The following is a 21,356-nucleotide window of genomic DNA, read 5'->3' as shown; positions in this document are numbered from 1 at the left end:
CCGTGAGGGTCTGGTCGTTTTTTTCGGAGGGCGCAGATGTTATTGGATCACTTGGCAGTTGCCGGCGAGACGCTGGAGGAGGCGTCCGCACATATCGAACAAGCCTTGGGTGTGCCGCTTCAGGACGGTGGCAAGCACGAAACCTTCGGAACTCATAACCGCCTATTGGGGCTGCGCGACGGTCTCTATCTGGAGGCCATCGCCATTGATCCGCAGGCCCCAAAGGTTGAGCGTACGCGCTGGTTCAACCTCGACCGGTTTTCGGGGCAGGCCCGCCTGACAAACTGGATTTGCCGGGTTTCGGATATTGAGGCCTCGCTGGCCGTGTTTCCCGATGGCGTTGGACAGCCGATTGATCTGGCCCGCGGTGCGCTGCGGTGGCAAATGGCAGTTCCTCCGGGCGGACGGCTGCCCTTCGACAATCTGTTTCCGGCGCTGATCCAATGGCATGGCGACCTGCACCCGGCACGGATGTTGCAGGACAGTGGTTGCCTTCTGGAGCGTTTGGTTGTCTACCACCCCGAGGCATTGGATCTGGCGCGTTTGCTGGGTGATCTGGACCATGTTGTTTTTGATACCGGTCCGGCTGCACTTCGGGCTGAGTTTGAAACCCCGCATGGCCCACGCGTGTTGGAATGAGAATCCGTCAGGCGCAGGCCGGAGACGCTGATGCAATAGCGGCCATCACCAATGCGATTATCCGCGATACACTTGTCACTTTCACCACAGTTGAACGCAGTTCGGACAGCATCGCAACAGATATACAAATGCGGGGCTCTGCGTATCTGGTGGCTGAAGACGCCGGGCGGGTTCTTGGGTTTGCGGCTTATGGCCCGTTTCGATCCGGACCGGGATACGCGCAGTGCCGCGAACATACGGTTCAACTGCATGCAGACGCGCGGGCGCAGGGCGTGGGCAAGGCTTTGATGACGGCACTGGAAGACGCGGCTCGCGCTGACGGGGTGCATGTGCTGGTGGCCGGTATATCCTCAGCCAATCCCGGTGCGGTTGCTTTCCACGCAAAGATTGGCTTCACGCAGGTGGGTCGGATGCCTGAGGTCGGGGTTAAGTGGGGCAAACGACTGGATCTTGTGCTGATGCAGAAAATTCTTACCGAAGACTGATCTGTCGCACCTGACAGTTGCGATTTGGGGCGCTAGGGTGCCCACATGTCGATTTGGACCCGAATATCCGATGCGCTCAGCGCGCTTGCCCAAGGCGAAAGCCTGACGGCCGTTTTTGAAAAACTTCGTACCCCGCCCGAACGCTCGGTCGCATTTGCGATTGCCGTGATTGCGCTGGGTGCGAAAATGGCCAAGGCCGACGGGCAGGTGACCCGCGATGAGGTCACGGCCTTCCGCGATGTCTTTCAGATCGCACGCGATGATGAGGCCGGGGCCGCGCGCGTGTTCGATATGGCCCGTACGGATGTTGCGGGTTATCAGGACTATGCTCGTAAAATCGCCCGCATGTTTGAAGATGACAGCACCACACTCTGCGATTTGATGGAGGGGTTGTTCCACATCGCGATGGCTGACGGGTTTTATCACCCAAATGAAAACGAGTTTCTTGAGCAGGTCAGTCGCATTTTCGGCCAATCGGACGCGCAGTTCATGGCTTTGCGCGCGCGTTTTGTGCCTGACGCGCCCAATGACCCTTACACGGTGCTCGGCGTGCCGCGCGATATGCCTCTGCCCGATATTCGTAAGGTCTGGCGGCAGTTGGTGCGTGAAACACATCCGGATGCGATGATGGCCCGCGGTGTGCCGGAAGAGGCCATTCGGCTGGCCGAGAAAAAGATGATCGACATCAACCGCGCCTGGGATGAAATCAACGGCGCGCGGGCCTGACCGGATGCGACAGGCGACCTATAATATCGAATGGTTCGCCAATCTGTTTGACCGAAACGACAATCTGATCGTCGATGACAGCTGGTCCGGCCGCCATAACGTAACCAAAGCGCAGCAGGTCGAAGCCATCGCCAAGGTTCTGACTGCGGTCGATGCGGACGCTATGCTGATTGTCGAAGCGCCGAACTCTGGCAGAACGCAGGATACCATCCGCGCCTTGCAAAGCTTTGCCGAGGCGTTCGAACTGCGTACCTCTCATGCGGTGATGGGGTTTGCGAATGACACTCATCAGGAGCTGGCCTTGCTCTATGATCCTGACGTGTTGAAGGTGCGCCATGATCCGGTGGCGGGCGACAGGTCGGCACCGCGTTTTAACGATGTGTTTAACATCGACCTCGATATCGACGCGACCGAGGATCATGTTCGGTTTTCAAAACCACCGATGGAACTGGCCGCGCAAACCAGCGCAGGATCAGAGTTCCGTCTGATCGGCGTGCATCTGAAATCCAAAGCCCCGCATGGGGCCGGTTCACGGGATGAGGCGATCCGCATCTCGATCGCGAACCGCCGCAAGCAACTGGCGCAGGCGGTGTGGCTGTCCCGGCGGGTCAGGCAGCATATTGCAGACGATGAGCAAGTCATCTTACTGGGGGACTTGAACGACGGGCCGGGACTGGATGAGTTTGAAAATCTGTTCGGAAGATCCTCGGTCGAAATCCTGTTGCAGGCCGGGCTGTTTGATCCTCACGCAGACGGAACTGACCCAACCAAGTCGACAGCCCGGTTTGCCCGCAAAGGCGGCCAGTATCTTGAGGCGCTACTGGACTATGTCATGGTCAGTGAAAATCTGCGCTCTCAGCGTCCTGTTTGGCGCATCTGGCATCCGTATAATGACCCTGGATGTCACAGCAATCCGGACCTGCAACAGGCGCTGCTGACAGCATCAGATCATTTCCCGGTCACGCTGGATATTGAGCTGTGATCTTTCATCACCGGCCCATGTGACCTATATTTCCAGATATGAAACGTCTCATTCCAATCTGTGTCGTATCGGTTGCACTGGCGTTGCCAGCCCACGCCGAAGAGGATGGCGCGAAATCCCTGATAGAGCAGGGGGCCGAACTGTTCTTTGAAGGCTTGCTTCAGGAAATGGAGCCCGCGCTTGAGGATTTGCAGGGGCTGGTCGACCAGTTTGGCCCCGCAATGCAGTCGTTTTTTCAGGAAATGGGGCCGGCATTGGCCGAACTGGCCAACGAAATAGAGGATTGGAGCGCGTATGAAGCGCCCGAGATATTGCCGAATGGCGATATCATCATCCGTAAAAAGCCCGAACAGGAACTGCCCGACCTGCCTCAGGAAGAGGACGGCGCGACGGAAATCTGACGCTTAACGACTTATGATAACGCGCGTTTCGGACTTGAGCGCGGCCGCCAATGAGTTCAGGCGCGACTCGGCCACTTCGTTGAACAAGGGACCAGCGGCCGGGGGCAGGCGCAGCTCAAGCTGTCGTTTCTTGGGGTAAAATTTCAGCGTGCCGATTGTGGCGTCGCTTTGCATCCAGAGCATGGCACCGAACCGCATGGCCTTGCCCAGAATCTCGGCCTGTTTCTGATCTTTGTCGTCCAGCAATTCATATAGCGGCGCGAACCGGTTGCCCTCGCGCTTGTTGCGATAGCGGTGTTGCAGGGCAAGCCCGATGAAAATCCGTTCTGAATGTTTCAGGCCGCCCAGATTGGCGCGGGTCACATTGTCAAAGCAGATTTCGGCCCGGTAATCAGGATGGGCCCGCCAACTGACGTCATGTAGCAAGCAGGCGGCCTTGATCAGACGCACGCGCGCCTCTGGGGCCGATTTGAACAGCGGCATGACAAAGTCGAACAGGTGTTTGCCGAACCCCGGCAGGCGTGCATCCTTGGCCTCTGAGAAGCGGCTGGCCTCGATCAGCGGATCGCAGTCTCGCAGGTTTTGCGGCATCTGTTCGTAAAGCAGACCTTCGCGGATTCCATAGCTTGAGATCGCGATGTCCTTGGGCTTGAAGGTACGGATGAGCCGCGCCAGCACGTCCATCGCATACGGGATCAGCGCCATACGCGAACTGGATACACCGGCCTGACTGCGCAGCTTGTCCGGGTCGCCCTTTTCGATGAACTTGATGGTCTCATGCACCTGCTTGGTGGTCATGCGGTATTCGTGTAGCACGTTCAGCGGATAGCCCCGCCGCAACATGTCCAGACGGGCAAAGGCGCGCCAGCTGCCGCCGACAAGGAACAGGCGGTCGCGCTGAGGCCCCAACTGGTCGCGCAGCTCTTCCATAGTTGCCTTGATATGGGCTTTGCGCGCGCGTCGTCCGCCTTTGATATCGCGCAGCTTCAGTGGCCCCAGCGCCGAGGTCAGGCGGCGTCCGACTTGTCCATCCCCGATCTCGGCCAATTCCATTGACGAGCCGCCGATGTCACAGATCAGGCCATAAGCTCCGGGCCAACCCAGCAGCACGCCCTGTGCGGACAGGCGGGCCTCTTCCCCACCGTCGATGACCTGCACGTTCAGGCCGGTCTCGGCCCTGACTTCTTCGCAGAAATCCGGCCCGTCCTTGGCCTCGCGCACGGCGGCGGTGGCGACGACATGCAGGCCCGGCAGACCAAGGTCATCAGCCAATTGGCGGAATCGCTGCAAAGCGGCCAGCGCACGTGTGCGCCCGCGCGGATTGAGGCGGCCGGTCTCGGACAGGCCAGCGCCCAGTTCGCACATCACTTTTTCATTGAAGAAATAAGCAGGGGATCGTGCCGCGCCGTCGAAGATCACCATTCGGACCGAGTTCGACCCCACATCGACCACGCCAACACGCGACAGCGCGCGTGCTTCGGGGTTGTCGAATAAAGGTTTTCCGAAAGGGTCCCAATCCGGGATCTCGGGTTCGACAGTCTGATCCATGAATCTTCCAGGTGTTCCGGTTGCAGAATGCGCAATCGCCGGGTTTGCGTCAATTGTCGGGTTCGGTGTCGGCCGAGTCAGCGTTCAGCACTCTGATTGCCAGCATTCGCGTGATTTCGCGCTTTTCGGACAAAGCCAGATGATCCAGCCGCGCCACAACTTCGGCTGCGGTTTCAAAGCGCCGGTCCATGTGTTTCACCAAATAAGCAATGACTTCGGGGCCGGGGTTCAACTGGCGGTCTATGAACAGTTTGGCCAGAACTGCCCCCAACAGCGCGTCATCGGGCGGGTCGAGCGCCACGTGATGCGCGCCTTCGATGCGGCTTTGCAGATCGGGCAAGGGCAGTTGCCACAGCTTTGGAACCAGCCGTCCCGTCATCAGCAGCGCATGCCCTTCAGCCAGCACCAGATTGTGCAGGTGGAAGAGGGTTTTCTGCTGCTCGAGATCGTCGGCGATCATCGGTACGTCCTCGATCGCGATCGGTGATCTGGCCAGTTCGGGGACGTCATCATGGCGCAGGTCGCGTGCGGGGATGATCCGACCGCCGGTTTCGGCCGCCCAGACGTGGGCCAAGTGCGTTTTGCCCGCGCCGGCAGGGCCGCTCAGAACCAGTTTATTGCCGGGCCAGGACGTGGCCGAGATCATCGCAACCGCCAGCGCGTTTGCGGGCGACACAAAGAAATCCTCGCGTCCCAGCGCAGTTTTCGCCGGGAGGTCAAAGCTGAGTTGCAGGGCCATTGGTTATTCGTCTTCCTGCTGAAGCCCTTCGAGGCCGGTATACAAGCGGCTGTCGAGATAGATCGAGGTCAGGAACCGGGCCACAACACCCAGTGCGGCGGCAACAGGCACCGCGACCAGCATGCCCACAAATCCGAACAGCGCGCCGAAGACCGACAGGGCCAGCAGCAGCCAAACCGGATGCAGCCCCACCGAACTGCCAACCAGTTTGGGGGTCAGAAAGTTGCCCTCGGTCACTTGTCCCAGCGCAAAGATGCCAGCGACCAACCCGATTTGCACCCAATCCCCCCAGAATTGGAACAGGGCGAGCCCAATGGCCAACGTGCCGCCGATCAGCGCACCCAAGTAAGGAATGAATGTTACCAGACCAGCAATGAACCCCACAATCAGACCGAATTGCAGGCCAACGATCATCAAAGCAACGGCGTAATAGGTGCCGAGGATCAGGCACACAGTCCCCATGCCGCGTACGAACGACGCCAGAACGTCGTCAATCTCGCCCGCCAGACGTTTAATCGTCGGGGCGTGGTCGCGGGGCAAAAGCTCTCCGATCCGGGCGATCATGCGGTCCCAGTCCAGCAGCAGGTAAACGGCGACGACGGGGACGATGACCAGCAAGACCACCACATTGATGGCCGAACCCAGCGAGGCCACGACGGATTGCAGGACATCTCCGGTCTTGGATTGCAGCGTTTCACCCAGTGACACCAGCGCCTGATGCGAACTAGATTCGCGATCCAGCAGGGATGGAAACTGTTTTTCGATGAAGCCGCGCAGCTCTTTGAACAGGCTGGGTAGCACTTCGACCAGATCAATCAGCTGCGTGACCAGGGCCGGTACGACCATCAGAATTGCCAGAATGAACCCAAGCACACCGACGATCGTAATGATCCCGGTTGCCGCCATCCGCGACAGTCCCAGATTTTCCAGCCGGTCGGCAATGGGATCAAGGAAATAGGCAATCGCTCCGCCGATCACAAAGGGCAACAAAACATCGCCAAGTGCCCAGAGCAGCAGCGAAAAAACCGCTGCGGCAACCCCCCAGTACCTGAGTTGATCCTTCACCGGCAAAGCCATGGCTGTCCCCTTGTTTGCGGCCCTTGTCGGTGTTCTTGGCGTATGCGGCCCTGCGATGCAAGCGCTTGAGGCCGCAAAATCTCCAATGTCCGATTGCCCCCGGCGGGGCTTTGGCATAATCACCGTTTAATGTCCAAATTCACCTTTGAAGGTTAAAAATGCGCCTCAGCCGTTACTTTCTGCCCGTTCTCAAGGAAAACCCGTCCGAGGCTCAGATCGTCAGCCACCGGCTGATGCTGCGCGCCGGGATGATCAAGCAGGCCGCTGCCGGGATTTACTCCTGGTTGCCGATGGGCTTCAAAGTCCTACGCAAGCTGGAAAACATTGTACATGAAGAGCAGGCCCGCGCAGGTCACATGGCGATCCAGATGCCGATCCTGCAATCGGCTGACTTGTGGCGTGAATCCGGCCGCTACGACGACTACGGCCAGGAAATGCTGCGGATGCAGGACCGTCACGGGCGTGACATGCTGTATACGCCGACCGCCGAGGAACTGGTGACGGATATCTTCCGCGGCCATGTCAGCAGCTACAAAGACCTGCCGCTGACGCTCTATCAGATTCAATGGAAGTTCCGCGATGAAATCCGCCCTCGTTTCGGCGTGATGCGGGGGCGTGAGTTCTATATGAAGGACGGCTATAACTTCGACCTGACCAAAGAAGACGCGCTGCACGCTTACAATCGCCATCTGGTCAGCTATCTGCGCACATATGAGCGGATGGGACTGCAAGCTATCCCGATGCGCGCCGATTCCGGCCCGATTGGCGGCGACGACACCCATGAATTCCTGGTGCTGGCCGATACCGGCGAATCCGAGGTGTTCTATGACAGCGCCGTCACCGACCTGACCTTTGGTGATCGTCAGATCGACTATGACAATCGCGAACAATGTCAGGCGATTCTGGAAGAGTTCACCTCGAAATACGCTCGTACGGACGAAACCCATGATGAGGCGCTGTTCAATCAGGTGCCCGAGGACCGCCGTCGCGTGGCGCGGGGCATCGAGGTTGGTCAGATCTTCTATTTCGGCACCAAGTACTCGGATGCAATGGGCGCGACCGTGCAAGGCCCCGATGGCAAACCGGTCCCTGTCCATATGGGCAGCCATGGTATCGGCGTCAGCCGCCTGATCGGCGCGATCATCGAAGCAAGTCACGACGACAAGGGCATCATCTGGCCCGAAGGCGTGACTCCGTTCCATTGCGGAATCGTAAATCTGAAGCAGGGTGATGATGAGGCGGACGCCGCGTGCGAAAAGCTCTATGGTGCTTTGACCGCTTTGGGTCTTGAGCCGCTGTATGATGATCGCAATGAACGGGCAGGGGGCAAATTTGCCACCATGGACCTGATCGGTCTGCCGTGGCGCATTACGGTTGGCCCGCGTGGCCTGAAAAACGGTGTGGTCGAACTGACCTGCCGCCGCACAGGCGAAAGCGAAGAGCTTAGCCCCGAGGCCGCCGTAACCAAGATTGCGGAAATCTATCAGAACATCGCCTGACGAAACTGAATGGCCGCCGGTCTGTTTCCTCGGCGCCAGTCAAACCAGAACCGGGGGCTGCGTTATGCGCTGCCTTCGGTCGGTCGCGTGATCAGCAGATCACCATCTGCCCCGTTGCCGCGCGCGACGACGATGGGCCGACCGAGACGGCGGACAAGCTCCCTGAACTCGAACCCCAAAAACCGCAATCCGCAAACCCGATCACCCGTGTCACGATCCGTGACGCACAGCCGTCCTTGCCTAAAGGCCAGGCGGTATCCTTTGTCTTTCAGGATTTCTGTCAGGCTGCTCCAGCTTGCGGCGCTGGAAAAGGCCGGGCGGATTGCGGCGCGTAACAACGCGGCCGTTTCACAATCCAGTTCTGTTGATGCTGTTCGGGCCGAAATTGCGCCCGCTCTATTTCCATTAAGTCGAATACTCATGAGCGACCCTCGCTCTTACACTGGTTAAATCCCCCTACTTGATAGGGTGACAAAGTTTTCAAAATAAGGCAAAACACGAAATATTATTGCGCTTGAAATGTTGCATTTTGAGATCAGTACAACATTTACTTCTCACATTAACTTCATAGCTGAAACAATCGGGCCGTGTCTGTGAATGGCTTCACAACTAAGGGTGTATCGGCTCTTGTTTCGGATCGCCTTTAATCCGAATGGCTCTGTCCCGCGCCGATTCGTTTTCTTCCGGGTTCCAAGGCCCGATTGGCGCAGGGGTGCTGAACGGTAGAGAACCGGCTTGACCATCAGGCAAAATGCCGAAAGGGTCGCGCCAAACCAAAAAGTCGGAGCAGGCATGGCCAAGACCCCCCCGCCCTTTGCCCCATTTGAATGGAAGATCGCCTGGCGATACCTGCGTGCGCGCAAGGCCGAGGGCGGTGTAAGCGTGATGACGTGGATCTCGCTGATCGGGATCACGCTGGCCGTATTTGCCTTGATCGCAACGCTGGCCGTGCGGTCCGGATTCCGGTCGGAATTCGTCGGCACCATTCTGGGGGCCAATGCGCATGTCACGGTTTACTCGGCGGGCAATTTCGATGCGCAGGGACGGCTGGACCGCAGTATCGAGGATTACGACGCCGTCTCCGACCGTATCGCACAGGTGCCCGGCGTTCAGCGCGCCGCGCCTTTGGTGAAAGGGCAGGTGCTAATCACCAATCGCGAAAGCAGCAGCGGGGTCGAGGTGTTCGGCATCCAACCCGACGATTTGCTGGACCTGCCGGGCGTTGCGGAAAGCGAACAGGCGGTGGGTGACCTGACTCAGTTCCAGAATGGCGAGGACGTGATCGCCATCGGCTCAGGCGTCGCCCGCAGTATCGGTGCGACGGTGGGGGATACAGTCAAGCTGACCTCGCCCAACGGGGTGAAGACGGCCTTTGGCACCTCGCCCCGCGTGAATGCGTACCGGGTGATCTATGTGTTTTCGGCCGGGCGATATGACATTGACCGGACGCGTGTCTATATGCCGTTTGAGCAGGCACAGAGTTTCTTTAACCGCGAAGGCGTGGCGGATGAGATCGAAATCATGGTCGATCGCCCCGAAGAACTGACACCAATTCTAATTCCCATCCTCGAAGCTGCGGGCGAGCGCAGTCAGATCTGGACGTGGCAGGATGCTTCTGGAGGGTTCTTGCGCGCGTTGGAGGTTGAAGACAACGTGATGTTCATCATCCTGTCGATCCTCGTTCTGATTGCCGCGATGAACATCGTCTCGGGTCTGATCATGCTGGTGAAGAACAAGGGGCGTGATATCGGTATTCTGCGAACGATCGGTCTGAGCGAAGGCTCGGTCTTGCGGGTATTCTTCATTTGTGGCGCATTCACGGGCATCATCGGCACCGCTATGGGTGTCATTCTGGGCTGCCTGTTTGCAATCTACATTGACCCGATCTTTTCTTTCGTGAACTTCGTCATGGGTGGCGGTGTCTGGGACCCGTCCATTCGCGGTATCTATGCGCTGCCAGCCGAGCTGCACTTGTCTGATGTGCTTAAGGCGATCGGCCTGTCGCTGGGCTTGTCTTTCTTTGTCACCTATTTCCCGGCCCGCCGCGCGGCGCGGCTGAACCCGGTTGAGGCGCTGCGCTATGAATGATGTAACCATGCGGCTGAGCGGTCTGACCAAGACCTATCTGAAAGGCACGCCGGGCGAGGTTCAGGTTTTGCGCGGTGCCGATCTGGAACTGCGCGCAGGCGAGGCTGTGGCGCTGGTTGCGCCCTCTGGGGCAGGCAAATCGACCCTGCTGCATATTGCCGGGCTTCTGGACACGCCCGATGGTGGGTCAGTTGAGATCGCAGGGCAAACCGTGAAGGGCAGGGGCGACCGGACACGTACCGCACTACGGCGGCAGGATGTGGGGTTTGTCTACCAGTTTCATCACCTGTTGCCGGAATTCACCGCGCTGGAAAACATCACCCTGCCGCAACTGGCCAATGGTGTTTCTGAGAAAGCCGCGCAGGCACGGGCGATGTCTTTGCTGGATCGCGTCGGCGTTGCGGCGCGTGCCGATCATCGACCGGCGGCCTTATCAGGGGGCGAGCAGCAGCGTGTCGCCTTTTGCCGCGCGCTGGCCAACAAACCTCGGGTGCTGCTGGCGGATGAGCCTACGGGTAATCTGGACCCCGAGACTTCGGATCAGGTGTTCGACGCGCTGATGGCGCTGGTGCGGGACGAGGGGCTTTCGGCGCTGATCGCCACGCATAACATGGACCTGGCGGCCAGGATGGACCGAAAGCTTCGGCTAGAGGGCGGGGTGCTCAAGCCAGTTGAGTGATGGCGACACCTGCGGCCATCACCGCAATTCCGCCAGCCCGCACCCATGTCAGCGGAGTGACCTGAGCGCCGAACAGGCCGAAATGGTCGATGGCCGCTGTGCTGATCAATTGCCCCAAAAGCACGAAGAACACCGCGTTGCCGACGCCGAAATGCGGCGCGACATGAGTAATCGACAGCACGTAGAATGCGATCAACACACCCGCCAGCAACAGGTGCTTGGGGGCCTGTGCAACTTTGGACAGCGCGCCCATTCCGGGGAAAAGAACCATCACCAGCGCAGAAGCGCCGAATGCGATGGCGAACAGGACGACGGCGGCGGTGGTCGGTGATCCGATCAGACGACCAAGGGCTGCGTTCAGGGCGGCAAGGATCGGCACGCCAATCCCAGCTGCCAGCATTATGGCTGCGTATTGTGTCATTGCCCGTATCCTCCCGCTTCGTTGATCTGGATCATTGCGCCAAGCAGCGCGTCGGGCAAGCCTGCAAATGTCAATCGTGACAGGAGGATGCGATGATCAGACCGCTTCTTGGCGTAGTTTCAATCGGGGTGTTCGTTGCCGCCTCGCAAGCCGCAGCGCAGGATGTAGAGACCGGCGCTGAACTGTATCAACACTATTGCGCCACGTGCCACGGAATAGACGCAACCGGGCATGGCCCTATGGCGGGGGTGCTGGTCATTCAGCCAGTCGATCTGACGAAACTGGCCGATGAGAATGGCGTTTTCCCGACTGCCCGCGTTGTAGCGCGGATAGATGGGCGCGACCCGCTGGTCAGCCACGGTAGCCCTATGCCGGTCTATGGGCCGTATTTCGACGGGCAGGACACGTCGATGAAAACACCCGAGGGGCAGCCGATCCTGACCAGCCAGCCGATTGTTGATCTGGTCGCGTATCTTGAGACGTTGCAGGCGAAGTAGAGCCTATCGGCAAATACCCTCGACCTTGGCACCACTCCACGGGATCACAATTGCACTGTCGCGCGGCTGGTCCGGCAGCGATGCCAGATCGAAATGAGCGCCCAGCATGTCGTGCAGACGCTGAGTGCGCGGGGCCTTCGGGTCCAGAGACCGGCAGCAAATATATTCCTCGACGATGGCGCCTTGTTGTTCAAAGCCGTATTCCAGAAAGTCGGGCGATGTTCCCAGATCGAACAGATACGGATCATTCTTGCCACCATGCTCGGCCGCGGCGCGCAACGGGTGATACCCAGTGGTTTCGCGATTCTGCCATTGCCAGACATGGGTCAGTTCATGCGCCAGCAGCATTGCGGCGATCAGGTTCATCTGCTCGGGGAATTCGGACATATAGTCCTCGAGATACCAGTCGCGATTGAAATAGACCTTATTGAAAAGGGCCACTGCGGCGGGTTTCCCGGTCACGACGCCTTCTTCCGGCGGGGGCAGAATACGCTCACGACAGGCCAGACGCGGGCGCGCTTTTCGATAATAGGTGATCGGCACGACAGGTGCGCCCTCGACCAGACGCACGCGATCCAGATCCAGCGTGTCACCTTGGACCGCGCTGGCAAACGCGCGCTCGTGATCCGTCAGCGGGCGGCCACAGGATCCAAGCAACAGCAGAGCCATCATCATGATGCGAAAGGTCATGAGCCGAGCCTAATGTGAACCACCCGGTCTGCAACCGGTTTTCACAGGCTCATCGCCAGAACTCGGCTGATTTCCGTCAGCGACCGCCCGGATTGATCCATCCACGTGTTAAAGGCGTCCTGCACCGCTGCCATCGCTTTTTTCGAGGTCGGAGCCTTGTCGACCACGCCCTCGGCGATCAGTCGCGCGGTGACGTCCTGCGACAGGATGAAACTGTCGCGCCCGACAAAGCGCATGGCATATTGGGCCGAAGCACCACCCAGCCGCGAGCCACGTTTGCCCAGCATCGCCAACAATCCCACATAGTCGGTTGACGGCCAGCCGCCCAGCACCTGACCAACTCCGCCCTCCTGCCGCAGTTCCAGCAGAAAGGCGGCATTGTCGCGTACGGTTGCGATCTTGGTGCCGTTGCGCACGATGCGGGTATCCTGAAGCAGGGCGTCGAACTTCTCATCATCCATGAACGCGCAGCGCCCGACGTCAAAGCCATTAAAGGCGGTCTCGAACCCGTCCCACTTGTTTTCGATGACTTTCCAATTGAACCCAGCCTGAAAGACGCATTTGGTGATCATCGACAGCCAGCGATCCTCAGGCAGGGCGGCAAGTTCCGCCACGCTTTTGGGCTTGGTTAGCTTGGCCGCAAGCGCATCCGGCCCGCCGTGGCGATTGGCTGCCATGGTGAAGATGTCGTCGAAATGGTGCATCGGTTCCTCCGCCTTCAGGGTCGCGCGTTCAGGAGCGGGTTGCAAGACGCCAAATACGGGCGGCCTACTTGATTTCAGACAAAGACCAGCCTGCGGTCCACGGTTAAACCGAGGCAACACGTGACGGAGAATGCAATGCTGGGTTGGACCTTGTTCCTTGCCGCGCTGATGACTTTTCTGCTGACCCATGCCATCCCGGCCCGACCGGAAGTGCGAGGGCGGCTGATCGAACTGCTGGGGCGTCGTGGCTATTTTGCGACCTATTCCGTTCTGTCCCTGCTGGTGCTGGGCTGGTTAATTTTGGCCGCTGCGCGCGCACCTTATGTCGAGGTTATCCCGCCGCTGCCCGCGTTGCGGTGGGTACCTCTGCTGATCATGCCTGTGGTGTGCTGGCTGGCTGTGGCGGGGATGTCGGCGCAAAACCCGTTCTCATTCGGCGGGCTGGGGCATCGCTCGTTTGATCCGGATCACCCCGGTGTTCTGCGGACCACCCGTCATCCGCTTCTGGCCGCTCTGATGCTGTGGGCGATTTCGCACCTGCTCTCAAATGGCAGCCTGTCCCATGTGATCCTTTTTGGCCTGTTCGCAGGCTTCGCGGCGCTGGGCATGGTCGTGATCGACCGGCGCAAGGCCCGTGAAATGGGGTCGGAGTGGGTGCGTCTGTCGCGAAACACATCGCGGTTTTCACTTCGCTCCCCTCGGCCTTGGCCGGGCCTTTGGGTTGCGCTGGCGTCATTGGCCGCTTTCGCGGTTTTGCTTCACCTGCACGCATCTGTGATCGGCCTTTCACCCCTGCCTTAAGGCACAATAGTGGCCGGACAGCCCTATGCGTGCTATCTGACATGTCAATTCTGAAAAACGAGGGTCCCTGAATGTATCTGGCCTATGTCACAACAACCGACCGCGGCGCGACCGACCGGCTGCTGAGCGCAGTTGCCGAGCAGCTTCTGGCCTCTGGCGCGCATCTGGCCGGAGTGGTGCAGACCAACACCGAATGCACCGACAGCAGCAAATGCGACATGGATGTGCGCGTTCTGCCCGACGGAGACACTATCCGCATCTCGCAATCGTTGGGTGAGCACGCGCGCGGCTGCCGTTTGGACCCGGCGGCGCTGGAGCAGGCTGTAGGGTACGTCACAAGCTCACTTGAGGGTGGGCCGCAATTGCTGATCATCAACAAATTCGGCAAGCACGAAGCCGACGGGCGCGGATTCCGCCCGGTCATTGCTGAAGCTTTGGCATTGGATATTCCCGTTCTGGTTGGCGTGAACGGTTTGAACATGGACAAATTTCAGGACTTCACCGGCGGCGCGGCTGAGCAAGTCGAGCCGAGCGTCGAGGCGGTCACTGACTGGTTCCAACGCGTGAACGCGCAACGCGTTGCAGCGGCCTGAGGCGGGATGCCGTTAGGTAAGTTGCTGTAATCCTGACTTGTTTCGCCTCTGCTGTGCTGCAATCCTCTGGCAAGGAGGAGATCGGGCATGTGGACAAACTGGGCCAAAAACCAAAGCGCGGATACACCGATTTCGCGACCGGCCAGCATAGCCGAATTGCAGCAGGCCGTGGCTCGTCCTGAAAGCCTGCGCATTGTTGGGGCAGGCCATTCCTTTACCCCCATTGTCTCGGGCGCGGATCGAATACTGGATCTGTCTGACCTGTCCCTGCCAGCGGTCCAACAAGGGGACGGGGATCGCATTTGGGTCAACGCCAATGCACGTTTAAAGGAGCTGTCACCGGCGCTGGCGGATCAGGGTTTTGCGTTTCGAAATCTGGGTGACATCAACACGCAATCACTGGCGGGCGCGGTTTCAACCGCGACCCATGGCACCGGGCGCGAGCTGCCCTGTCTTGCGGCTGAGATCACGGCGGCCCGGATGGTCAGCGCGAATGGGGATATCGTAACCACCGACGACATCCCGCTTGAGATGGCTCAGGTCACGCTGGGAATGCTGGGCATCCTGACCGAGGCTCAAATCTCGGTCGTTCCTAAATACAACCTGCGTCGTCAGGTTCGGTTGGCCCCGCTTGAGGAAAGTCTTGAGCATATGCACCAGAACTGGACTGCAAACCGGAATTTCGAGTTTTTCTATATCCCCTTCACCGGTAAAGCGGTCGAGCTTCGCCATACGCTTTCAGACGACCCCGAGGGCAAGGCCCCGCGCGATCTGGATATGATCGCCGTCAAGGTCCTGAAGTTGGCGCGGAACACGGGCAGGTTCAGCGGCGGGCTGCGCAGCGCCCTGCTGAAGCTGCTGACACTCGCGCAGTCTGATGAGGATTATGTCGGAGAAAGTTGGCGTGTGTTGTGCAGCGACCGGCACATCCGGTTCAAGGAAATGGAATACCACCTGCCGCCCGATGTGGCAGGGGATGTGCTGCAAGAGGTCATCACCCGCCTGCACCGAGACCACAAGGATATCTATTTCCCCATCGAGGTGCGCCAGACCGCAGGGGACACGGCCTGTCTGTCTCCGTTTCAGGGCGGGCCGCGGATTTCGATTGCCATCCACACGGACGCGGAAGAGGATCACAGCAGGTATTTCAACGCGCTGGAGCCGCTTTTTGTCGAGGCTGGCGGTCGGCCACATTGGGGTAAGATGCACAGTCTCAGCTACAACGATCTGTCGTCGCTGTATCCGGATTTTGACCGGTTCTGCGCCCTGCGCGAGCAGCTTGATCCCGACGACAAGTTCCTGACACCATCCTTGGCCCGGTTGTTCCGGCCATGACCTCCTATCTGGAAACGCTGTCCGGGACATTGCGGGCCTATGGCGTGGATCACCCAACAGTGGTTGTCGATCTGGACCGGCTGGATGCCAATTGCGCACGGGCCAAAGAGAGTTCGGACGCAAAGCTGGAACGCCGCCTCGTCGCCAAGTCTCTGCCCTGCCTGCCGCTGCTGGATTATATCCGCGAGCGGATTCCGACCTCGGGTCTGATGAGCTTTTCTGAACCGATGCTGACGGCGCTTTTGCAGGCCGAGCCAAAGACCGATCATCTGATCGGTAAGCCGCTGCCCGTCGCTGCGGCGGACCGCGTCCTGACCACCTGTCCTGACGCTGCTGCGCGGGTGCAATGGCTGATCGACACGCCCGAGCGATTGCAGTCCTATCTGGATTTGGCGGCTAGCAAGCAATCCGCGCTTCGGCTGTCGCTTGAGATCGACATTGGCCTGCATCGCGGTGGTTTCCGCCCAGAACAGGTCGCAGAGATCGCCCGAAGCATCGCGGCCAATCCGAATGCGCGTCTCGCCGGGGTGATGGGATATGAGGCGCATCTTGCCAAGTTGCCGGGCTTCCTTGCCACACGCGCGACCCGGGCCAGTGCAGACGCGTTCAGAACAGCCATCGCCGGATTGCCCAAGAGCGGGTCAAAGCTGTGCCTGAACACCGGCGGCAGCCTGACATTTCAATCCTATTTGGCGGGGGAAGCAGCAACCGAGGTCGCCTTTGGCTCGGTTCTGGTCAAGCCCAGCGATTTCGACCACCGCACAACACAGGCCTTTCTGCCCGCGGCGTTCATCGCCACGCCGGTTCTGAAAACGATGCCCGATAACCCTCTGCCGGGGCTGGATTTTCTGCCGCGCAACAAGACTGGCCTTGCCGTGTTCGGCGGTCACTTTCTGGCGAAGCCCGTCTATCCCGAAGGGTTCGGTTATTCTTCGATCTTTGGTCGCTCCAGCAATCAAGAGGTCTGGACCGGTCCCCACCAGTCCGATGTCGCACCTGGAACTATCGCCTTGTTGCGCCCAACCCAAAGCGAGGCTGTGCTGAATCAGTTCGGCACCATACTGGCGATGCGGGACGCTCAGGTTGTCGACGAATGGAAATGCTTGCCGAATTGACGGCCCGTTGCGCGTTGTCACTGTCTGAGGAAAAGTCACCATCTGAAGAAGATGGTGGGCGACCCTGGAATCGAACCAGGCGTGCGTCTCCGCGAGGGAGTTACAGTCCCCTGCCACACCTTGCGGCCTGTCGCCCACTGTCAGGCGTTGCACCTGACGTGGAGGCGTGATTACTAGCGCCTTAAAGGAGCGTCAACAGGAAAATTCCGCTTTGACGCATGAAACCGAATTCCCGGCCCGGAGGCCCAAGAAATGAAGAAACCCAAGTGGGTCGTTGAAAAGGAACAGGCGCGCAAAGCGGCCGCCGCGGAAACCGTCTGGCTGTTTGGTCTGCACGCGGTTCGCGACGCGTTGATGAACCCAAACCGGCAGAAATTGCGCCTGATCGTGACCCGAAATGCGCAGGACAAGTTGGCTGAAGCGATTGAATTTGCAAGGATTGAGGCCGAAATGGTCGATCCGCGCAAATTTACCGCACCGATTGATCCGGGTTCTGTCCATCAGGGGGCCGCGCTTGAGGTCAAACCGCTGGACTGGGGCGGGTTGGCCGAGAACTGCATCGGTCGCGAACACCCCCGGGTGATTCTGCTGGACCGTGTGACCGACCCGCACAATGTCGGGGCGATTCTCCGCTCGGCTGAGGTGTTGGGAGCCAGTGCCGTTATCGGCACGCGTCACCATTCGGCGCCTGAAACCGGGGCGCTGGCCAAAACTGCCAGCGGCGCGCTGGAACGGCAGCCTTATCTGCGGGTGCGCAATCTGGCCGACGCGATCGTGGAATTGCAGGGCATGGGGTTCCTTGTGCTGGGTCTGGATGGCGAGGCTGAGCAAACAATCGAAACCTCTCTGGGCGGCAGGCTGGATCAGCCGGTGGCGCTGGTGCTGGGGGCCGAAGGGCCGGGATTGCGGCAAAAAACCAAGGAAACCGTTGATCAGCTGGTGAAAATCGACGCAGCGGGCGGATTTGGGTCACTCAATGTCTCAAATGCTGCCGCAATTGCCCTATATGCATCTAGGCACAGATAGACAGGAGTTCCCCATTTCCAGCCCGTCCAAAATCGCCACCTGCTGCTATTGCGGAACCCGCGCAGCATTGGTTCTGAAAGGCACGAAACGGCATGAGTTGAGCTGTTCCAGCTGCGGTGCGCCGCTGCATGACCTCAAGATGGTGCCCAAGCGCAAACTGGCCAACGATTCCGTTAAACGCGAGTCCTTCAAACACAGCAATTCGCATAAGAAAAAGAAGCAAAAAAAGAAAAAGAGCATGTTCTCACGCGTGATGGACGAGGCGTGGGACGTTATCGAAGACATCTTTGACTAACGTTTGAAAAGCAACACTGGCGATCACAAGCGCGTTAAGCGGGGTTCCACTTGGCCTCAAAAGTTGCATCTTGAGAGCTTGATGTTTCTGACCCGAAATCCACGATGCTGACACGACGTTTTCTGCTTGGTGCAATGACCGCTGCTTTGTTTGCTCCTGCCGCTCAGGCGCAAAGCCAGCCCGTTTTCTACAAAACGGGCGGTGCAGCTATGGCAGGGTATGATGCGGTGTCCTATTTCACCCAAAACGCGCCGATTCAGGGGCGGCCTGAATTTTCTGTCGTGTGGAAAGGGGCCGAATGGCATTTCGCTTCGGCCGAGAATCGCGATGCCTTTGAGCGTGATCCGCGCGCTTATGCGCCGCAATTCGGCGGGTATTGCGCCTATGCGATGGCACAAGGTGCCTTGGTCAGCACTGATCCCACCGCATGGAAAATGGTGAATGGCCGCCTGTATTTGACCCATTCCCCCGCGGTTGAACGGATGTGGCGCCAAAATACTGCGGGCTATATCCGCTTGGCCGAGGCGCATTGGCCGGCTATCCTGTACGAGTGATAGGCGGTTTTCCGCTTTTGATGACATGTCATCACAAAAATGCGCAGCCCCTCTTTTTTTCTCTCAACTTATGCCTAAATGTCACAGTGACCGCGGAACGGAACTGCCGCGGGTCATTTCACTGTCCCTCGTTCCAACAACTGGCGCTCAGGTTCGACCTGGGCGCTTTTTTCTTTGGCGGGCACGGACTAGGCTGCGCGCATGGCTGAGTATTCCGACGCATATCTGAAAGAGATTCTTCAACGCACCAAGGTGGTTGCTGTGGTCGGGGTTTCGATGAACCCGGTCCGGCCCAGCTATTACGTCGCGCGGTATCTGTCGCTCAAGGGGTATACGGTCATACCTGTGAATCCGGGGCATGCCGGGGCGCAGTTGTTTGGCCAGACGGTCCGGGCGTCCCTGTCCGAAATTCCCGAGCCGGTGGACATGGTCGATATCTTCCGCCGGTCCGAAGCCGTGCCGCCCATTGTGGACGACGCTCTGGCCGCATTCCCGAACCTGAGGACAATCTGGATGCAGATCGGGGTCGAAAACCCGGATGCCGCCGAAAAGGCGCAAGCGCGCGGAGTGGACGTGGTGATGAACCGCTGTCCCAAGATCGAGTATCAAAGGTTGTTCGGTGAGCTGCGCATGGGCGGGTTTGCCACCGGCGTGATTTCGTCCAAGCTCTGACGTCTAGCCGCCGGTATAGGGCAACAGCTCGCCATATTGCTCTTGTCGGCGCTTTTCCAGAACGACGCTTTGAGGAACCCAGTCGTATTTGCGGTCTTCATCCAGAGGCGACCAGAACAGCACTCCGCCATAGCGCCACGGGTCCAGCACCACGCCGTCATACATCGTCTCGCCCTTACGGCTGATGATGGCCGTGCTGTGGTCGATGCGGAACGGATTGTCCGCATTGGCGATGGCGCGGTGCATCTCAAGCGTTCGGAAGTTCTCTTGCTTCAACCGTCGCTCAATATCTTCGGCCCAGTGCCAGCACAGCCCGCGCGGACGCAGGCCCTTGTTCACCTTGGCATTGTGTATCAGCGGAGGATCGGTGATCTGATATTCCTGCGCCAGCTGCGCCGTGTAGGAATAGGCGATGCGGGCGGCACGGTCGGCCTCGGCCGGGTCAATATCGGGGCCGAGACCGCGAATCTCTGTCGCCAAACGCTGGACTTCATCCCCGGTTTGGGGCGGCGCGGTGGCACAGGCCGCCAGTGCCAGCAGGGCCAGAACACAGGCCAAAGCTCTGATCATTGTGATGCCCCCCCGACCTATGGACCTTGCAGGGCGATCATAGGGCGGCGGTTGTGCGGACGGAACCCCGCAGCTTAGCCCTTCGGACGTGATGCCTTTTCGTCGATCCCGCTGATGCCCTGACGCCGCGCCAACTCGGACAGCACATCATCAAGCGCGACATCGCGCGCCGCCAGCATGACCAACAGGTGATAGAGCACATCCGCAGCCTCAGCCGTCAACCCGGCCTTGTCGTTTTTGACGGCTTCAATGATGGCCTCAACGGCCTCTTCGCCGAATTTTTCGGCGCATTTCTCGGGGCCTTTCGCCAGCAACTTGGCGGTCCAGCTGGAGTCGGGGTCAGCTGTTTTGCGGGCCTCAATGGTGGCAGCCAGATCGTGCAGAATGCTCATGTCAGCCTCATCGGGATGCCCGCGGCGGCCATGTGTTCTTTGGCCTCGCGGATGGTGTATTCGCCGAAATGGAAGATCGAGGCCGCCAGTACCGCACTTGCCCCGCCTTCGGTCACACCTTCGACCAAATGGTCCAGATTTCCTACACCTCCGCTGGCGATCACGGGCACGTCTACCGCGTCGCTGATCGCTCGGGTCAGGGGCAGATTGAAGCCCGCCTTGGTACCGTCGCGGTCCATTGAAGTCAGCAGGATTTCCCCTGCGCCCTTGGCGACCACGGTTTTGGCGAACTCTACCGCGTCGATTCCGGTGGGCTTGCGGCCACCATGAGTGAAAATCTCCCACTTGCCGAGGCTGACGGTCTTGGCGTCGATGGCGCAAACGATGCACTGGCTGCCGAACTGATCCGCCGCCTCGGCGATCACATCCGGGTTAGCAACAGCGGCCGAGTTAAAGCTGACCTTATCCGCCCCCGCCAGCAGCAGGGCGCGCACGTCATCCTTGGTGCGCACGCCTCCGCCCACGGTCAGCGGCACAAAACACTGCTCTGCCGTGCGCTGCACAACGTCAAACATGGTGCCGCGGTTTTCATGTGTGGCGTGAATGTCCAGAAAGCAGATCTCATCTGCTCCGGCGGCGTCATAGGCCTTGGCCGACTCCACCGGATCGCCCGCATCGCGCAGGCCTACGAAATTCACACCTTTGACCACGCGGCCATCGGCGACGTCCAGACAGGGAATGATACGGGTTTTCAGCATCGGTCTTCCTTTGTTGGCGCACCTCTACCGGCAAACCCTCGCCGATGCCAGCACCGTGATTGGCATAGCC

27 protein-coding genes and 1 tRNA gene are annotated in these 21,356 nt (G+C 59.3%); 17 read left to right on the top strand and 11 right to left on the bottom strand.

Translation table 11 applies throughout. The features are described 5' to 3' along the window. Positions 1-36: 36 nt before the first annotated feature. The 5 genes from ACOQOY_RS06005 to ACOQOY_RS05985 are packed head-to-tail and all read left to right on the top strand — an operon-like array spanning position 37 to position 3,233. On the top strand, positions 37-639 hold the full coding sequence (locus ACOQOY_RS06005; RefSeq protein WP_420584558.1) for a VOC family protein: 603 nt from the start codon (positions 37-39) through the stop codon (positions 637-639). Next, entirely contained in the window at positions 636-1,124 is a 489-nt protein-coding gene (locus tag ACOQOY_RS06000; protein ID WP_420584557.1) for a GNAT family N-acetyltransferase, read from the top strand. The genes ACOQOY_RS06005 and ACOQOY_RS06000 overlap by 4 nt, the downstream gene beginning before the upstream one ends. A 45-nt stretch (positions 1,125-1,169) precedes the next feature. Beyond that, positions 1,170-1,850 carry a TerB family tellurite resistance protein gene (locus ACOQOY_RS05995; protein WP_420584556.1) on the top strand — a complete coding sequence of 227 codons (681 nt, stop codon included), beginning with the start codon at positions 1,170-1,172 and terminating at the stop codon, positions 1,848-1,850. Between the two features lie 4 nt (positions 1,851-1,854). Beyond that, positions 1,855-2,832 carry an endonuclease/exonuclease/phosphatase family protein gene (locus ACOQOY_RS05990; RefSeq protein ID WP_420587217.1) on the top strand — a complete coding sequence of 326 codons (978 nt, stop codon included), beginning with the start codon at positions 1,855-1,857 and terminating at the stop codon, positions 2,830-2,832. Between the two features lie 38 nt (positions 2,833-2,870). Beyond that, a complete protein-coding gene (locus ACOQOY_RS05985; protein ID WP_420584555.1) occupies positions 2,871-3,233 on the top strand; it encodes a hypothetical protein in 363 nt (120 codons plus the stop codon). 3 nt (positions 3,234-3,236) lie between these two features. Here the strand turns inward: ACOQOY_RS05985 and ACOQOY_RS05980 are convergent, their stop codons facing one another. Genes ACOQOY_RS05980 through ACOQOY_RS05970 form a run of 3 tightly spaced genes read right to left on the bottom strand, consistent with a single transcriptional unit; the run spans position 3,237 to position 6,597 of the window. Then, positions 3,237-4,781 carry a Ppx/GppA family phosphatase gene (locus tag ACOQOY_RS05980; RefSeq protein WP_420584554.1) on the bottom strand — a complete coding sequence of 515 codons (1,545 nt, stop codon included), beginning with the start codon at positions 4,779-4,781 and terminating at the stop codon, positions 3,237-3,239. A gap of 49 nt (positions 4,782-4,830) precedes the next feature. After that, positions 4,831-5,520, bottom strand: coding sequence for a chromosomal replication initiator DnaA (locus tag ACOQOY_RS05975; RefSeq protein WP_420584553.1), 690 nt, complete (start codon positions 5,518-5,520; stop codon positions 4,831-4,833). A gap of 3 nt (positions 5,521-5,523) precedes the next feature. Continuing rightward, positions 5,524-6,597: an AI-2E family transporter gene (locus ACOQOY_RS05970; RefSeq protein WP_420584552.1), complete on the bottom strand. Its 1,074-nt coding sequence runs from the start codon at positions 6,595-6,597 to the stop codon at positions 5,524-5,526. Positions 6,598-6,755: 158 nt separating this feature from the next. On the opposite strand from ACOQOY_RS05970, the gene proS reads away from it, so the two are divergent. Next, positions 6,756-8,096 (top strand): proline--tRNA ligase, encoded by a 1,341-nt coding sequence (gene proS, locus ACOQOY_RS05965; RefSeq protein ID WP_420584551.1) that lies wholly within the window; start codon positions 6,756-6,758, stop codon positions 8,094-8,096. Positions 8,097-8,158: 62 nt separating this feature from the next. Here proS and ACOQOY_RS05960 read toward each other — a convergent pair whose 3' ends face one another. Then, positions 8,159-8,518: a hypothetical protein gene (locus ACOQOY_RS05960; protein ID WP_420584550.1), complete on the bottom strand. Its 360-nt coding sequence runs from the start codon at positions 8,516-8,518 to the stop codon at positions 8,159-8,161. 370 nt (positions 8,519-8,888) lie between these two features. Here ACOQOY_RS05960 and ACOQOY_RS05955 point away from each other — a divergent pair, with 370 nt between their 5' ends. Then, positions 8,889-10,184, top strand: a complete 1,296-nt coding sequence (locus ACOQOY_RS05955) for a lipoprotein-releasing ABC transporter permease subunit (RefSeq protein WP_420584549.1) — start codon at positions 8,889-8,891, stop codon at positions 10,182-10,184. Next, entirely contained in the window at positions 10,177-10,863 is a 687-nt protein-coding gene (locus tag ACOQOY_RS05950) for an ABC transporter ATP-binding protein (RefSeq protein WP_420584548.1), read from the top strand. The genes ACOQOY_RS05955 and ACOQOY_RS05950 overlap by 8 nt, the downstream gene beginning before the upstream one ends. Here the strand turns inward: ACOQOY_RS05950 and ACOQOY_RS05945 are convergent. After that, positions 10,847-11,284 (bottom strand): DMT family transporter, encoded by a 438-nt coding sequence (locus ACOQOY_RS05945; protein WP_420584547.1) that lies wholly within the window; start codon positions 11,282-11,284, stop codon positions 10,847-10,849. The two genes, ACOQOY_RS05950 and ACOQOY_RS05945, sit on opposite strands and share 17 nt — an antisense overlap. A gap of 92 nt (positions 11,285-11,376) precedes the next feature. Here ACOQOY_RS05945 and ACOQOY_RS05940 point away from each other — a divergent pair, with 92 nt between their 5' ends. Further along, complete coding sequence (locus ACOQOY_RS05940; protein ID WP_420584546.1) at positions 11,377-11,781, top strand: c-type cytochrome; 405 nt, start codon at positions 11,377-11,379, stop codon at positions 11,779-11,781. A gap of 3 nt (positions 11,782-11,784) precedes the next feature. Here ACOQOY_RS05940 and ACOQOY_RS05935 read toward each other — a convergent pair whose 3' ends face one another. Both ACOQOY_RS05935 and ACOQOY_RS05930 read right to left on the bottom strand, forming a co-directional pair. Then, positions 11,785-12,471, bottom strand: a complete 687-nt coding sequence (locus ACOQOY_RS05935) for a hypothetical protein (protein WP_420584545.1) — start codon at positions 12,469-12,471, stop codon at positions 11,785-11,787. Positions 12,472-12,512: 41 nt separating this feature from the next. After that, on the bottom strand, positions 12,513-13,175 hold the full coding sequence (locus tag ACOQOY_RS05930) for a DNA-3-methyladenine glycosylase I (RefSeq protein ID WP_420584544.1): 663 nt from the start codon (positions 13,173-13,175) through the stop codon (positions 12,513-12,515). Between the two features lie 135 nt (positions 13,176-13,310). Here ACOQOY_RS05930 and ACOQOY_RS05925 point away from each other — a divergent pair, with 135 nt between their 5' ends. The 4 genes from ACOQOY_RS05925 to ACOQOY_RS05910 all read left to right on the top strand — a co-directional run bounded on the left by ACOQOY_RS05925 (position 13,311) and on the right by ACOQOY_RS05910 (position 17,019). Then, positions 13,311-13,976, top strand: coding sequence for an NnrU family protein (locus tag ACOQOY_RS05925; protein ID WP_420584543.1), 666 nt, complete (start codon positions 13,311-13,313; stop codon positions 13,974-13,976). A 71-nt stretch (positions 13,977-14,047) separates the two neighbouring features. After that, positions 14,048-14,569, top strand: a complete 522-nt coding sequence (locus ACOQOY_RS05920; RefSeq protein WP_420584542.1) for a DUF2478 domain-containing protein — start codon at positions 14,048-14,050, stop codon at positions 14,567-14,569. A gap of 87 nt (positions 14,570-14,656) precedes the next feature. Then, positions 14,657-15,904 (top strand): D-arabinono-1,4-lactone oxidase, encoded by a 1,248-nt coding sequence (locus ACOQOY_RS05915; RefSeq protein ID WP_420584541.1) that lies wholly within the window; start codon positions 14,657-14,659, stop codon positions 15,902-15,904. Next, positions 15,901-17,019 (top strand): alanine racemase, encoded by a 1,119-nt coding sequence (locus tag ACOQOY_RS05910; protein WP_420584540.1) that lies wholly within the window; start codon positions 15,901-15,903, stop codon positions 17,017-17,019. The genes ACOQOY_RS05915 and ACOQOY_RS05910 overlap by 4 nt, the downstream gene beginning before the upstream one ends. Positions 17,020-17,071: 52 nt before the next feature. On the opposite strand, the gene ACOQOY_RS05905 is transcribed toward ACOQOY_RS05910, so the two are convergent. Continuing rightward, positions 17,072-17,155: transfer RNA gene (locus tag ACOQOY_RS05905), tRNA-Tyr, on the bottom strand. Positions 17,156-17,271: 116 nt separating this feature from the next. On the opposite strand from ACOQOY_RS05905, the gene rlmB reads away from it, so the two are divergent. The 4 genes from rlmB (at position 17,272) to ACOQOY_RS05885 (ending at position 19,566) form a co-directional block, all read left to right on the top strand. Further along, the gene (rlmB, locus tag ACOQOY_RS05900; protein ID WP_420584539.1) at positions 17,272-18,045 is read left to right on the top strand and encodes a 23S rRNA (guanosine(2251)-2'-O)-methyltransferase RlmB; all 774 of its coding nucleotides are present in this window, start codon (positions 17,272-17,274) and stop codon (positions 18,043-18,045) included. After that, on the top strand, positions 18,026-18,340 hold the full coding sequence (locus ACOQOY_RS05895) for a hypothetical protein (protein WP_420587216.1): 315 nt from the start codon (positions 18,026-18,028) through the stop codon (positions 18,338-18,340). The genes rlmB and ACOQOY_RS05895 overlap by 20 nt, the downstream gene beginning before the upstream one ends. Before the next feature lie 104 nt (positions 18,341-18,444). Beyond that, positions 18,445-18,894, top strand: a complete 450-nt coding sequence (locus ACOQOY_RS05890) for a YHS domain-containing (seleno)protein (RefSeq protein WP_420584538.1) — start codon at positions 18,445-18,447, stop codon at positions 18,892-18,894. Positions 18,895-19,095: 201 nt separating this feature from the next. After that, entirely contained in the window at positions 19,096-19,566 is a 471-nt protein-coding gene (locus ACOQOY_RS05885; RefSeq protein ID WP_420584537.1) for a CoA-binding protein, read from the top strand. Positions 19,567-19,569: 3 nt separating this feature from the next. Here ACOQOY_RS05885 and ACOQOY_RS05880 read toward each other — a convergent pair whose 3' ends face one another. The 3 genes from ACOQOY_RS05880 to hisF all read right to left on the bottom strand — a co-directional run bounded on the left by ACOQOY_RS05880 (position 19,570) and on the right by hisF (position 21,286). Next, positions 19,570-20,136, bottom strand: coding sequence for a hypothetical protein (locus tag ACOQOY_RS05880; RefSeq protein ID WP_420584536.1), 567 nt, complete (start codon positions 20,134-20,136; stop codon positions 19,570-19,572). Positions 20,137-20,210: 74 nt separating this feature from the next. Then, the gene (locus ACOQOY_RS05875) at positions 20,211-20,528 is read right to left on the bottom strand and encodes a phosphoribosyl-ATP diphosphatase (protein ID WP_420584535.1); all 318 of its coding nucleotides are present in this window, start codon (positions 20,526-20,528) and stop codon (positions 20,211-20,213) included. Beyond that, on the bottom strand, positions 20,525-21,286 hold the full coding sequence (hisF, locus tag ACOQOY_RS05870) for an imidazole glycerol phosphate synthase subunit HisF (protein ID WP_170452141.1): 762 nt from the start codon (positions 21,284-21,286) through the stop codon (positions 20,525-20,527). The genes ACOQOY_RS05875 and hisF overlap by 4 nt, the downstream gene beginning before the upstream one ends. Between the last annotated feature and the right edge of the window lie 70 nt (positions 21,287-21,356).

The sequence above is a fragment of the Ruegeria sp. genome, from assembly GCF_965221235.1.
Taxonomy (GTDB): Bacteria; Pseudomonadota; Alphaproteobacteria; order Rhodobacterales; family Rhodobacteraceae; genus Ruegeria.
This window is presented reverse-complemented; position numbering and strand designations above follow the sequence as displayed.

Excerpts from the sequence above, each read along its gene's own strand:
- ACOQOY_RS05885 (WP_420584537.1), top strand. The coding sequence starts at position 19,096 with ATGGCTGAGTATTCCGACGCATATCTGAAAGAGATTCTTCAACGCACC.
- ACOQOY_RS05940 (WP_420584546.1), top strand. The coding sequence starts at position 11,377 with ATGATCAGACCGCTTCTTGGCGTAGTTTCAATCGGGGTGTTCGTTGCC.
- ACOQOY_RS05945 (WP_420584547.1), bottom strand. The coding sequence starts at position 11,284 with ATGACACAATACGCAGCCATAATGCTGGCAGCTGGGATTGGCGTGCCG.
- ACOQOY_RS05925 (WP_420584543.1), top strand. The coding sequence starts at position 13,311 with ATGCTGGGTTGGACCTTGTTCCTTGCCGCGCTGATGACTTTTCTGCTG.
- rlmB (WP_420584539.1), top strand. The coding sequence starts at position 17,272 with ATGAAGAAACCCAAGTGGGTCGTTGAAAAGGAACAGGCGCGCAAAGCG.
- ACOQOY_RS05990 (WP_420587217.1), top strand. The coding sequence starts at position 1,855 with ATGCGACAGGCGACCTATAATATCGAATGGTTCGCCAATCTGTTTGAC.
- ACOQOY_RS05970 (WP_420584552.1), bottom strand. The coding sequence starts at position 6,597 with ATGGCTTTGCCGGTGAAGGATCAACTCAGGTACTGGGGGGTTGCCGCA.
- ACOQOY_RS05875 (WP_420584535.1), bottom strand. The coding sequence starts at position 20,528 with ATGAGCATTCTGCACGATCTGGCTGCCACCATTGAGGCCCGCAAAACA.
- ACOQOY_RS05920 (WP_420584542.1), top strand. The coding sequence starts at position 14,048 with ATGTATCTGGCCTATGTCACAACAACCGACCGCGGCGCGACCGACCGG.
- ACOQOY_RS05950 (WP_420584548.1), top strand. The coding sequence starts at position 10,177 with ATGAATGATGTAACCATGCGGCTGAGCGGTCTGACCAAGACCTATCTG.
- hisF (WP_170452141.1), bottom strand. The coding sequence starts at position 21,286 with ATGCTGAAAACCCGTATCATTCCCTGTCTGGACGTCGCCGATGGCCGC.
- proS (WP_420584551.1), top strand. The coding sequence starts at position 6,756 with ATGCGCCTCAGCCGTTACTTTCTGCCCGTTCTCAAGGAAAACCCGTCC.
- ACOQOY_RS05915 (WP_420584541.1), top strand. The coding sequence starts at position 14,657 with ATGTGGACAAACTGGGCCAAAAACCAAAGCGCGGATACACCGATTTCG.
- ACOQOY_RS05880 (WP_420584536.1), bottom strand. The coding sequence starts at position 20,136 with ATGATCAGAGCTTTGGCCTGTGTTCTGGCCCTGCTGGCACTGGCGGCC.
- ACOQOY_RS06005 (WP_420584558.1), top strand. The coding sequence starts at position 37 with ATGTTATTGGATCACTTGGCAGTTGCCGGCGAGACGCTGGAGGAGGCG.
- ACOQOY_RS06000 (WP_420584557.1), top strand. The coding sequence starts at position 636 with ATGAGAATCCGTCAGGCGCAGGCCGGAGACGCTGATGCAATAGCGGCC.
- ACOQOY_RS05930 (WP_420584544.1), bottom strand. The coding sequence starts at position 13,175 with ATGCACCATTTCGACGACATCTTCACCATGGCAGCCAATCGCCACGGC.
- ACOQOY_RS05955 (WP_420584549.1), top strand. The coding sequence starts at position 8,889 with ATGGCCAAGACCCCCCCGCCCTTTGCCCCATTTGAATGGAAGATCGCC.
- ACOQOY_RS05935 (WP_420584545.1), bottom strand. The coding sequence starts at position 12,471 with ATGACCTTTCGCATCATGATGATGGCTCTGCTGTTGCTTGGATCCTGT.
- ACOQOY_RS05960 (WP_420584550.1), bottom strand. The coding sequence starts at position 8,518 with ATGAGTATTCGACTTAATGGAAATAGAGCGGGCGCAATTTCGGCCCGA.
- ACOQOY_RS05995 (WP_420584556.1), top strand. The coding sequence starts at position 1,170 with ATGTCGATTTGGACCCGAATATCCGATGCGCTCAGCGCGCTTGCCCAA.
- ACOQOY_RS05910 (WP_420584540.1), top strand. The coding sequence starts at position 15,901 with ATGACCTCCTATCTGGAAACGCTGTCCGGGACATTGCGGGCCTATGGC.
- ACOQOY_RS05895 (WP_420587216.1), top strand. The coding sequence starts at position 18,026 with ATGCATCTAGGCACAGATAGACAGGAGTTCCCCATTTCCAGCCCGTCC.
- ACOQOY_RS05975 (WP_420584553.1), bottom strand. The coding sequence starts at position 5,520 with ATGGCCCTGCAACTCAGCTTTGACCTCCCGGCGAAAACTGCGCTGGGA.
- ACOQOY_RS05980 (WP_420584554.1), bottom strand. The coding sequence starts at position 4,781 with ATGGATCAGACTGTCGAACCCGAGATCCCGGATTGGGACCCTTTCGGA.
- ACOQOY_RS05890 (WP_420584538.1), top strand. The coding sequence starts at position 18,445 with ATGCTGACACGACGTTTTCTGCTTGGTGCAATGACCGCTGCTTTGTTT.
- ACOQOY_RS05985 (WP_420584555.1), top strand. The coding sequence starts at position 2,871 with ATGAAACGTCTCATTCCAATCTGTGTCGTATCGGTTGCACTGGCGTTG.